General features: G+C 62.4%; 6 protein-coding genes and 1 pseudogene. 4 read left to right on the plus strand and 3 right to left on the minus strand.

The annotated features are described in order from the left end of the window. Window positions 1–282 (plus strand): annotated as a pseudogene (locus CHB90_RS19265) (IS5/IS1182 family transposase); the annotation flags it as partial. Window positions 283–777: 495 nt separating this feature from the next. On the opposite strand, the gene CHB90_RS19270 reads toward CHB90_RS19265, so the two are convergent. Beyond that, entirely contained in the window at window positions 778–1,545 is a 768-nt protein-coding gene (locus tag CHB90_RS19270) for a metallophosphoesterase family protein (protein ID WP_342744976.1), read from the minus strand. Between the two features lie 170 nt (window positions 1,546–1,715). Between CHB90_RS19270 and CHB90_RS19275 the strand changes: the two genes are divergently transcribed. The 3 genes from CHB90_RS19275 to CHB90_RS19285 all read left to right on the plus strand — a co-directional run bounded on the left by CHB90_RS19275 (window position 1,716) and on the right by CHB90_RS19285 (window position 8,007). Further along, on the plus strand, window positions 1,716–2,774 hold the full coding sequence (locus CHB90_RS19275; RefSeq protein WP_089279479.1) for a calcium-binding protein: 1,059 nt from the start codon (window positions 1,716–1,718) through the stop codon (window positions 2,772–2,774). A 136-nt stretch (window positions 2,775–2,910) separates the two neighbouring features. Further along, window positions 2,911–6,231, plus strand: coding sequence for a DUF4214 domain-containing protein (locus CHB90_RS19280; protein ID WP_089279480.1), 3,321 nt, complete (start codon window positions 2,911–2,913; stop codon window positions 6,229–6,231). Window positions 6,232–6,369: 138 nt separating this feature from the next. Then, the gene (locus CHB90_RS19285; RefSeq protein ID WP_089279481.1) at window positions 6,370–8,007 is read left to right on the plus strand and encodes an ABC transporter permease; all 1,638 of its coding nucleotides are present in this window, start codon (window positions 6,370–6,372) and stop codon (window positions 8,005–8,007) included. Window positions 8,008–8,391: 384 nt separating this feature from the next. On the opposite strand, the gene CHB90_RS19290 is transcribed toward CHB90_RS19285, so the two are convergent. Together CHB90_RS19290 and CHB90_RS19295 are read right to left on the minus strand one after the other, a co-directional pair. Beyond that, the gene (locus CHB90_RS19290) at window positions 8,392–9,417 is read right to left on the minus strand and encodes a Fe(3+) ABC transporter substrate-binding protein (protein WP_089279482.1); all 1,026 of its coding nucleotides are present in this window, start codon (window positions 9,415–9,417) and stop codon (window positions 8,392–8,394) included. A 139-nt stretch (window positions 9,418–9,556) separates the two neighbouring features. Beyond that, window positions 9,557–11,602, minus strand: a complete 2,046-nt coding sequence (locus CHB90_RS19295; protein WP_089279483.1) for an FAD-dependent oxidoreductase — start codon at window positions 11,600–11,602, stop codon at window positions 9,557–9,559. Window positions 11,603–11,665: the final 63 nt, after the last annotated feature.

Raw genomic sequence — 11,665 nt, forward strand, 5'->3', positions numbered from 1 at the left:
CCGCGCAAGAATGCCAAGCCGTGGAAGCCATCGACTGCAGGGGCTATCGCTCGGAACGAGGCGCTGCGCGCTTCGAAATACCTTGGCCGCGCCATCTGGAGAAAATGGAGCGGATACCACCGACGAAGCCGCGCCGAGACGAAGATGCATTGCGTGAAGCTGCTGGGGCAGAGCCTCATGGCGCGCGACTTCGATCGTCAGGTCGCCGAACTTCAGATCCGCGCCGCCGTGCTCAACGGCTACACCGCGCTCGGCATACCCGTCACAGAGCCTGTGGGATAATTGCGTCCGGGGAAAGGGGAACTCCGGACGTTACCGACTTTGCGCAACAAAGCCCCTCGGAGGTATTAAAATCTGAACGTGCGCTGCACCTGCACACTACGAAGCTATGCTTTGGTGTACGTCAGTGAACGACGCCAAGTCAATTAACAAAAAATTAAGGACAAGGGTTGCAATGCCCAGCAGCGAACATCTGCCCACAATTCTGGCAGTCGCGAAATTTTCCCATTCTTCCAAGATGTTGACCTGAAAGGAATTGCTGAATTTTCGCTCGCCCCTTACGGGCAATAGATCGGCTCACTTCACCCCAAGGGTGCAATCACGGCATTGTGCAGCTGCAGAAAAATCATGCGTTTCAGAGGGTTTCAGTCGTGTTGCGGGGGTGTTGCGGGCTGGTCTTGGACGACCGACCCAAACGCCGCGCCAACGTGTTGGTTTACGGGCAACTGCACTGAATTTGCGCAGACGCCGCTTTTCAGAAACCGGTCATGCCATCCACTAGGCTTGGATAAACGAAACTTGATCCTTTTCGACCAACGCCGCTGTCAATACGCCGGTGGCATAGGCCCCGGTGTCTATGGGAATGCGTCCCTGCACGACGCGCGGCTTTTCTGTGATGGTATGGCCATGCACCACCCAAAGCCCGTCCGACCGGGCCCTTTGGCGGAACTCAGGATGACCCCAGAGCAGGGTTCCCGTTTCCTGCTCCTTGATCGGCAGGTCGGGGTCCGCCCCGGCATGCACCACGACCACATTGCCCGACTGCCACGACAGCGGCAGCCCGCGCAGCCACGCGATGATGTCCTCGCCGATCGCGGCGGCAAGGCGGTCACGCATCTCGATCCACTGCGCCTCGGATCCGTTCCCCAGGACAGGCTGCACCCGGTAACTGGCCAATGTCTGCAATCCGCCATGCCGCAGCCAGCGCGGACCATTGCTCTGGGGGTCGTCCAGGACATCCAGCAGCATCTGTTCGTGATTGCCCATCAGACAATGCATCAAGTCACCGGCGGCCTGGCTCAGCACGAACAGGCGGCGCAGCACGCGGCGGCTTTCCTCGCCACGGTCGACGTAGTCGCCGACCATGACCAGCAAGGCTTCGGGGTGGCGCAAGCCGTCCAGCCGTTGCAGCATCTGATCCAGCAGGCGATCGCAGCCATGCACGTCCCCCACGGCGAAAAAGGGAACGTCCGGTTGGATCGGGGAATGAACCCCCTTGGACTTTCCGGATGACTGGTTTGTGCGGCGCAGAATCATAAGCCACATGTAAGCCCTTCATCCACCTTGGCAAAGTGGGAAGAACTGTGCGGTAAACGCACTGGGTCACTTGCGCCAGTTTCATCCGGCATTAACCTGTTGGAACGAAGGTGTTTGCCTTGTGACGTCGTGACCGCGACACTGCGCGCGATGCGTTGCAAGCAGCACGAGGCACAGCCATGTTCTTCCTGACCGGCCTTCTGGGCATGATGGCGATTGGATCCTTCGCTTTCTTCAGCATTGGGTCTGCCGATGACGACCTCGAAAGCGAGGATGGCTTTGACCCGATGGAGGACGCAGAGGTCAGCGGCGATCCAGATGATGATCTCTTTCAATCACATACAGAAACCGACCCCGCCGATGCGCTGCCAGACGATCCCGTCGGCAAGCAACCGGCCACCGATGACTCGGTACCGACAGTAGACCGCGCGCAGACCGATCCAGACGATGTTGCACCCGAGGATGTGTACGAGGATGTGTACGGGGATGCCTTTTCCGGGACCGACGGGGACGACTTGATTTTCGGCACCGAGGCAGATGAGATGATCGGCGGCTCCGATGGCGGCGACACGCTGGACGGTGGCGACGGGGATGATACGCTCGAAGGACAAAACGGTCCGGACGACCTTTATGGTGGCAATGGCGCGGACACGCTCTCGGGTGGGACGGGCCACGATACGTTGCACGGCGGCGCAGGGGGCGATCTTTTGCGGGGCGGCACGGGCGACGACGCATTGCACGGGCGCTCTGGGGACGACACGCTGTTGGGGGATCGCGGCCAGGACACGATGTTTGGCGGTGACGGGGACGACCTGATTTCAGGCGTTCGCCTGAACGGCGACGGTGTGGACATAGACCAACGCGACTACCTCAATGGCGGAGACGGCGACGACACTGTTGTTGCGGGCGACGACGACATCGTTTCGCTTGGCGCTGGTGCCGATGTTCTGGTTCTGGGCGAATGGATGACTGAAACCGGCGCCGAGATCCTCGACTATGATGACGACGAGGACCAGTTGATGGTGGTCTACAACGACGCGCTGCATGGTGACGCGCCTGATCTGGACATGCGTCCAAACGCCACCAACCCCTCTTTGACTGATATCCTGCTGGGCGACGACGTGCTGGCGACCCTGCCGACCGAAGACGCACCGGACCTCAGCAATGTTGTCCTCATCGCCGAAAGCGCGCTGGCTGATCTCGGCCTCGAAGACGCCGCGATCCGTCACGCCGGATAACCGATGCGGCATCGCGTGCATCACAGATGCTAAAAACAAATTAAAATAGCACCTTAAGTCCGATTTTTTGCCACAGATCGGTCGCTGGCATGTCGCGGCTCATGTCGATTCTGCCCCCAATAATGAGGGGTAAGACATGGCATCCTACAATGTGTCGCTTGCGTCGGCGACCGCGACCGGGACTTTTGTTCAAGATCATCACTTCGGGACCAACGCGCTGCACGGCGTCAACATCGACACGACAGGCGACATGCTGCCCCATGACGGGTTTGTTGCCGCTGTGGACGCCCTTGATCTGACGCACCTGCGGTACCCCGGTGGGCACGCAGAGAACACGCTGGATGTCACCCGCCTGGAGGATGGACAGCTCCGCGCCGAGGTACGCGCCTTTATGGATTGGGTTGTCGAAAACAGCACCCCGGACAAAATGATCCAGGTCACAATTGTCCTGCCCACCAAGATCGACATCCCCGCCGCCCAGATAGAGGCGTTTGTCTACCTGCTGCTTGAGCAATACGGGGATCACATCACGGGTCTTGAGATCGGCAACGAATACTCCATCGGCAAGCGGGTCGAGGGATTTGACCGCAGCACCCATCCCGAAGACATCCCCGACAGCGATTTTGTCTCGTCGATGACAGAGTCCGAATACGGCATCTCCGCCAACAGGGTGATCAACGCGGCGCAGGATGCCATCGACCGATTGGCTCAGGACCGGCCCGGCCTGGGCCATGATCCCGCGATCCTGATCCAGTTGGGCGACACCAACGGTGCGGGCAGCGCCTACAAGGGCAATGGCAGCTGGGACGATGCAAACGAGGCAATTCTGGAATGGCTCGACCAGCGGGCGATGGATGCCATCGACGGGGCAGTCGCTCATTATTACTACAACCAGTCACACGTCGAAACGCAGGTGTTCGAGGGCACCTATCAGGAGGTGCGCAGCCTGGATCAGCGGATCGACAATTTCAACGAACACCTCGGCCGCGAAGTCCCGCTCTACATCACCGAATGGAACGTGCTGAACACCAACATGAACCAGCAAGGTATGGCCGCCGCCTCGACCCTGTTGGAAATGTTCGAAGTCATGGTGCAGCTTGATACCGCTGACGCCTTTATCTGGCCGCTGCAACACCGCATCTCCAATACCATCGCCGGAAACCGCAGCGACGATGGCGTGGATCTCTCCGCCGGTGGCGGCGCGTTCAAGCTGATGGCAGACAATCTGAGGCCCGAAACCAGCGCCGAAACCGGCCATGTTGAACGCTTTGAAAGCATCGACACCGAATGGACCGGCAGCAATGGCGAGGTCGAGACCAACTATTACGCCAGCCCGTACCACGACGTGATTTACGTCTCGCTGCGCGATCTGGACCCCGGCACCGTCAATTTTGATCTGCGCCCCTTTCTGGAAGAGGCGGTTTCCGTGGATGTGACGCGTATGACAATGGACCCGGCATCGTCCGACGGGCTCAGCGATCTGGCCGACGAAAACGGCCTCAACAGGCTTGGCCGCCGCTACATTGATGCCGAAGAGTACGCCGCATTGTCACAACTCGCCTTTTTCGATGGGTCCGACAAGAACCACATCCAGACCACCGGCGACGGCCAGTACCGAACCTACCTGCCAACGATCACCGGCATTGTCACGCTGACCGGCAATCCCGATTCCATCGAAGGCTACTACTTTGCAACCGAAACAGACGTAGACCCGCTCTTTGTTACGGTCACCGGCGATTTCCTGAACAGTGGCACGGTCGCATTGAACATGATGCCCTATGACGTCGCCCAGATCGTGATTGAAAAAAAGTGGGTTCAGGAAGGCGGCTCCGGCGATGAGAACTTTACCGGCGGAATCGGCATGGACGTGGTCCTGGGACGCCATGGCAATGACACCATCTCGACCGGCGAAGGTGACGACACGCTCAAGGGCGGCTACGGCGATGACCTCCTGAATGCGGGGTCCGGCAATGACTCCATCCATGCCGGGGATGGCAACGACACCGTCTTTGCCGGGGCGGGTGACGACCTGATCGAGACTGGCCGCGGCACAAAGGTCATTCATGGTGGCGCGGGCAAGGACACTGTCTATCTGGACGGCAACACCAGCGCCTACACGGCCACGGTCGTGAACGGTCAATTGCGCCTGATCGGCGACGGAACGGATGCCCGCATCGACGGCGTCGAAACCCTTGTCTTCGCGGACCAGCGCGTGTCCGTCACCAACTATCTGAACGGGCTGGAAGGCGGCCCGGTCGATCAGCCCAAGGGCCAATACGGCACCGCGTTCGACGACTTGTTGAACGGCTCGTCCGACGATGAGATCCTCAGCGGCGATGCCGGGCACGATATCCTGGTGGGTCAGAGCGGCAACGACACCTTGATGGCGGGCGACGGGACCGATCTGCTGATCGCCGAGGAACGGGGGTTGTACGGCACCGACGCCTCTGAACAGGTCTATCGGATCTACAAGGCCGTCTTCGGGCGCGAACCGGATGTGAACGGGCACCAGTATTGGGTGACACAGCTGGCCTCAACCGCCAGAACCCACGCCGAGATCGCCAAGGGGTTCATGGGGTCACCAGAGTTCCAGACCACCTACGGCACCACAACCGACGTGGATTTTGTCACCCTCCTCTATCAGAACGTGCTTGGCCGCGCGCCGGACCCCGGCGGACTGAACGCCTGGCTGTCAAACCTGTCGGACGGCATGTCACGCCAGATGGTGGTCCGTCATTTCGCCGAAAGCCCGGAAAACAAGTCCTCGACACACGATGGCCAGGCCGACTTTGACGCACGGTGGGACGCAACCACATGGACCGATGACGTCTTTCGCCTGTTTCAAACCGTCTTTGACCGCGCCCCCGATGCGGACGACTTTCAGGACTGGACGCAAAGCCTGTCAAACGGTGTTTCGTTGGAATCCGCAGTCAACACGCTCATGGCGTCGCCAGAGTTTCAGGCCAGCTTCGGGTCCACGACAAACACAGAGTTCGTGGCCCGCCTCTACCAGAATGCGCCCGGCAACGACTCCGGCGACAGCGCGGTGTGGATCAGGGCGCTGGACGCAGGCCTCGACCGGGCCGCCGTCGTCATCGGCGTGATGAATTCGCCCGAAGCCGTCGCCGCCTCTCAGGCAGCGGTCAAGGCCTATGTTCAGAGCCTAGGACTTGACGATGTTCTGGAGGCAGGCAGCGGCAACGACATCCTTTCCGGTGGCGTGGGCTGCGACAGTTTCGTCTTCGACACCACGGACAAGGGCACCCACATCGTGACCGATCTGGAGCCGTGGGACATCATCGACATTTCCGACTTCGGCTACGCCGACGTCGATGCCGCCTTTGCCCACATGCAGCAGCAGGGCGACGACGTCGTCTTTTTGGATCAAGGCGTGACAGTGGTGTTCTCCGGCGTCGAGATGGATGACATCACTGACGACATGATCTCGTTGCTGTGACAAACCCTCATCCTGCCTGACCGGTTCGGGTGGGATGCTTGACTCTCCTCCCGTTCCCCGCCAACCCCGATAAAAATGCTCAGGCTGTGCGGGAGCCCCCGCTTTCAGGCCAAGGCCCGGGTACCAAGGAGGCGGGACATGAAAAATCAGCATAGGACACTGGGTGAGCGGCTCATCGTCGGGATCGCCGTCCTGATCGCCGCTTTCTGCGCCCTGCCTCACATCGGCGTGATGCTGGCGGCCCTCTCCGCCGAAAGCGATACACTGGCGCATCTCGCCGACACCGTGCTGGGCCGCTACACCGGCACCACCCTGATCCTGCTGGCGCTGGTCAGCCTTGGCACCTTCCTGATTGGCACCGGGGCCGCTTGGCTGGTGGTCATGACCGAATTTACCGGGCGCCGGGTGCTGGAGGTGGCGCTGGTGTTGCCGCTGGCCTTTCCCGCCTATGTGATCGCCTATGCCTACACGCATCTGCTGGACCATCCCGGCATCATTCAGGCCACCCTGCGCGACGTCACCGGATGGGGACCGCGCGACTATTGGTTCCCGGAAATCCGGTCGACCGGCGGGGCGGCGGCGATGCTGATGCTGGTGCTGTACCCCTATGTCTACCTGCTGGCCCGCGCCGCCTTTGTCAGCCAGAGCGCGACCACCGTCTTTGCCGCCCGTTCGCTGGGCCGCACGCCGCTCGGCGCGTTCCTGTCCGTCACCTTGCCGATGGCACGGCCCGCCATCGCGGCCGGTGTTCTGCTGGCGGCAATGGAGACGATCGCCGACTATGGCACCGTGTCCTATTTTGGCGTCCAGACCTTTGCCACCGGGATCTACACCAGCTGGTTTTCGCTGGCCGACCGGGCAGGCGCCGCGCAACTGGCGCTTGGCCTGCTCGCCTTTGCCCTTTTGCTGGCGGTGCTGGAGCGCAACAGCCGGGGACAGGCGCGCTATCACGCCGGACGCCGGTCCGAGCCGATCCCCCGCGCCCGCCTGACTGGCGGCTTGAACGCCGCAGCGCTGGCCGCCTGTAGCCTGCCCGTCCTGCTGGGCGCGTTGATTCCAGCCACGGCGCTGCTGACCATGGCACTGGGGTCCGAACAGGATCTGCTCAGCCGCCGCTACGTCCGCTTTATCGAAAACTCGCTGACGCTCGCCACGGTTGCGGCGCTGGTGACAGTGACGGCGGCCATCATCCTCGGCAGCGTCAGCCGCATCCTGCCGGGGCGTCTTTCCGCCACCGCGCTTTATGCCGGGCGGCTGGGCTATGCGGTTCCCGGCGGGGTGATCGCCGTCGGCCTGATGGTGCCTTTTGCCGCCTTCGACAACACGCTGGACAATTGGATGCGCGACACCTTCGACGTCTCGACCGGGTTGCTGTTCACCGGCTCGATCTGGGTGCTGGTCGGGGCCTATATGATCCGCTTTTTGGCTGCCGCCATCGGCGCCTATGAGGGTGGCATTTCCGCCGTCAGCCCCAATATGGACGCCGCCGCGCGGGTGCTGGGCCAGAACGCCATGGGCACGGTGCGCCGTGTCCACATGCCGCTATTGCGGCCCAGCCTGCTGACCGCCGCACTGATCGTCTTTGTCGACGTGATGAAGGAACTGCCCGCGACGCTGATCATGCGCCCGTTCAACTATGACACGCTGGCGGTACAGGCGCACCGGCTGGCCGCCGACGAACGGCTGGAGGGGGCCGCCGTGCCCAGCCTGGTGATCGCGGTTCTGGGCCTGTTGCCGGTGGTCCTGCTGATCCACCGGATGCGCAAAGGGTCTTGACGACGGACTCCGTCTAAGCCCCCCACTGTGCGGCTTGCAATGTGACCAAGGGATCGTGGCCGCTGTGCCGCCCGCGCTCACCCGCACGCGGCGTTTGCCGCGGCCCCGCATCCCGTCACCGGCCCTCCGACGCGATCATGACCAATGGTCCGAAATACACCCGCGCGACACCGGGCCAACATGGGGCCAACGCGGGGCTGACACAGGATAATCCGGCCTGCTGCGGGTGCCCGGAAACTGCGGCAATCCTTAACGCTTGGTAAAACCGTCTCTGTAACCCATTGATATTTGTTCACCTGCAGGCTGTCCACGCGTGGACAGCCTGCAGGTGACCACAAAAAAAGGCGGGGCCATACCCCGCCTTTTCAGGTCAACTGAGACGGCTTATTTCCAGCCCACCTCGTTAAAGATCTTCTGCGCTGTGGGGATGTTCTTGGCCACGGCGCTCAGGTCCACATCGTCAGGCTTGAAGAAACCCAATGCCGCCACCGACGGGCTCAGGCCCACACCCGGAACCGCCGGATACTCGTCATTCCCGGCCGAGAAATACTTCTGCGCCTGATCGCCTGTGAGGTACTCAAGAAACTTGATCGCGTTGTCACGGTTCGGCGCGTTGACCGCCACGCCGCCACCCGACAGGTTCATGTGCGCGCCGGTGCCGTCCTGGTTCGGAAAGACCCAGCCAATCTGGTCCAGCCCTTCGGTCAACCCGCTGACATCGGTGCGGATGGCACGGGCAAAATAATAGGTGTTCGACAGGGCGACACCACATTCGCCGGACACAAGGCCACGCAACTGATCGGTATCGCCGCCCTGCGGGTCACGCGCAAAGTTGGCCACCACGCCAGCCGCCCAGTCGCGCGCGCCGTCTTCGCCCAGATGCTCGACCATCGAAGCCAGCAGTGTCTGCATGTAGGAATTGGTGCCCGACCGGATACAGATCTGCCCCTTGTACATCGGGTCAGCCAGGTCCTGATAGGTTGCCGGCGGGGTCGTCACCTCTTGTTTGTCGTAAAAGATGATGCGCGCGCGTTGCGAAAAGCCGAACCATTCGTTGCCCGCGTCCTGCAGATAGCCCGGCACCCGCGCTTCCAGTATGGCGCTGTCGATGGCCTGCAACACGCCGGCATCCTTGGCGCGTTCCAGCCGCGATGTATCGACCGTCAGCAGAACATCAGCGGGTGAGTTGCGCCCTTCGGCCTGCATCCGTGCGATCAGCTCATCGGCATTGCCCTCAATACGGTTGATGGTGATGCCGGTCGCGTCCTCGAAATCCGAATACAACCGCTCATCCGTATCGTAGTGGCGTGAGGAATAAATGTTGACCTCGCCCTCTGCCATGGCCGCTACGGGCGTCATCGCCGCCGACGCGATCAGCGCCAGCGCGGAAATTCCGGATGTCAGTTTCATGCTGTGCTCCTCTGGGATGCAATTCCTTATGCTTTTAGTCAATTACAGAAACCGCGACACGGTGCAAGCCTTTGTCGATTGTTTTAGTCGGAATACTGGGCCGCACCGTGCGCACAAGAAACCGCAGGCCGGAGCCAGCTCAGACGCCCCCAGCCGTGCGAACCCGATCACTCAGCGTCCAACTGCCGGGGCTTTCCTCGGCCAACCGGGCCATCACCGCCGCGACCTTGTCCCAGCCAAGCGCCTTTGCCGCCTGCATCGGCCCGCCGCGCCAGCGCGGAAAGGCATAGCCGTGGATCTGCACCATATCGACTGCGGCATCGGTCTCGGCGATCCCTTCCTCGACGATCCGCGCGCCTTCATTGGCAAGAACTGACAGGATACGCGCAATGATCTCATCCCTGTCATAGCTGCGGCGCGTGATGTTCTGCGAATTGGAGTACCCGACAATCACCGCCTCAACCTCTGCCGACGGGCGTGGTTTGCGGTCCCCTTCGACGTAGTCATACCAGCCTTTGCCGCTGCGCTGGCCCAGCCGATCCGCCTCGCAGACCTGATCGGAAATGGTGACGTAGCGCTGCGCCGGGTCGCGCGCGCCCGCCTGCCGCTTGCGGTTGGCCCAGGCGATCTGCAGCCCGGTCAGATCCTGCAATTCGAACGGCCCCATGGGAAAGCCGATCTCACGCGCGGCGGCGTCCACCTCTTGCGGCAGCGCCCCGTCGGCCAGCATGTATTCCGCCGCCCGCCGGTATTCCGCCAGCATCCGGTTGCCGATGAACCCGTCGCAGATCCCTGCCAACACCGACACCTTGCGCAGCCGCTTGCCAAAGGCAAAGCCGGTGGCCAGCACCTCTGCCGAGGTCTCTGGCAAGGGCACGATTTCCAACAGTTTCATCACATGCGCCGGTGAGAAAAAGTGCAGGCCAACACAGCGCGACAGGTTGGGGATGTCCGCAAAAATCTCACGCGGGTCGATGTAGGAGGTGTTGGTGCCAAGGATCGCATCCGGCGACACGACCGCGGCCAGTTGCCGGAACACCGCGCGCTTGACCTCCAGATCCTCAAACACCGCCTCGACCGCCAGGTCCACGTCCGCGGCATCACCATAGTCCGCCGTTGCAGTGAACCGCGCCTTTTGCTCGGCCGCCTTGTCCGCGCTCAGCTTGCCGCGTGCGACCGCGCCGTCGATCAGCCCGGCCACACGGTCGGCGGCGCTGGACGCCGCCTGTGCATCACGTTCGATCAGCACCACCTGCAGCCCGCCGCCCAGACTGGCCGTGGCGATCCCCGCGCCCATAAGCCCACCGCCGACAACGGCGATCTTTTGTAGATCGCGCGGCGCGGCACCCTCTGCCGCCTTGGGGCGCGCCACCTCACGCTCGGCAAAAAATGCATGGCGCAGGGCGCGGCTTTCGGCGCTGTGCCGCAACTCCAGATGCAGGGCGCGCTCCTTGGGCTGGCCCTCTGCGAACGGCAGATAGGCCCACTGAAGCGCGTCGATATTCAACAGCCCGGACGCCTGTCCGCGCGCGCGTTTCGCCACAGCGGCGCGCTTGGCCTCCAGCGTCTCAGTCGCTATGGGCGCGGTGTCCCGCTGCGACACCGCCACGGGCCGCGCGGGCAGATCCGCCACAAAGCCGCGCGCTGCCGCTGCCAGATCGCCTTCGGCGACCAGATCCAGCCCGCCCAGCGCCTGCACCGCATCGGCATCCAGCATCGCGCCAGAGGCGGCCATATCTATCGCCGCCTCCATCCCGATCAGACGCGGCGTGCGCTGTGTGCCGCCTGCGCCGGGGATCAAGCCCACGTTGACCTCTGGCAGGCCAAACCGCGTGCCTTTGGCCGCGATCCGCCAGGCACAGCCCATGGCGATCTCAAACCCGCCGCCCAGCACGGTGCCCATCATCAAGGCCACAAACGGCGTTGCGCTGTCCTCGATCAACTGAACCACGTCCGGCAGATGCGGTTCTGCCGGGGGGGCATCAAATTCCGACATGTCACCGCCGGCGACAAAGGTGCGCCCGGCGCAGGACAGAATGGCGACCCGCGCGCCCTGCACCTCTGCAACCGCGCGGGCCAGACCGGCCCGCACCGCTGTGCTGGTGGCGTTGACCGGCGGGTTGTCGATCGTCACCCAGGCGATGTCCCGCTCATGGGTGACGGAAACGGGGCTGTCAGTGGTCATGATGCGGACTCCTCTACCTGCCCCGATCATGGGCATCTGCCCAAAGGACGTAACCCAAACGAC

Origin of the sequence: Antarctobacter heliothermus (assembly GCF_900188425.1) — a bacterium.
Lineage (GTDB): Bacteria > Pseudomonadota > Alphaproteobacteria > Rhodobacterales > Rhodobacteraceae > Antarctobacter > Antarctobacter heliothermus.

Excerpts from the sequence above, each read along its gene's own strand:
- CHB90_RS19290 (WP_089279482.1), bottom strand. The coding sequence starts at position 9,417 with ATGAAACTGACATCCGGAATTTCCGCGCTGGCGCTGATCGCGTCGGCG.
- CHB90_RS19270 (WP_342744976.1), bottom strand. The coding sequence starts at position 1,545 with ATGTGGCTTATGATTCTGCGCCGCACAAACCAGTCATCCGGAAAGTCC.
- CHB90_RS19285 (WP_089279481.1), top strand. The coding sequence starts at position 6,370 with ATGAAAAATCAGCATAGGACACTGGGTGAGCGGCTCATCGTCGGGATC.
- CHB90_RS19295 (WP_089279483.1), bottom strand. The coding sequence starts at position 11,602 with ATGACCACTGACAGCCCCGTTTCCGTCACCCATGAGCGGGACATCGCC.
- CHB90_RS19275 (WP_089279479.1), top strand. The coding sequence starts at position 1,716 with ATGTTCTTCCTGACCGGCCTTCTGGGCATGATGGCGATTGGATCCTTC.
- CHB90_RS19280 (WP_089279480.1), top strand. The coding sequence starts at position 2,911 with ATGGCATCCTACAATGTGTCGCTTGCGTCGGCGACCGCGACCGGGACT.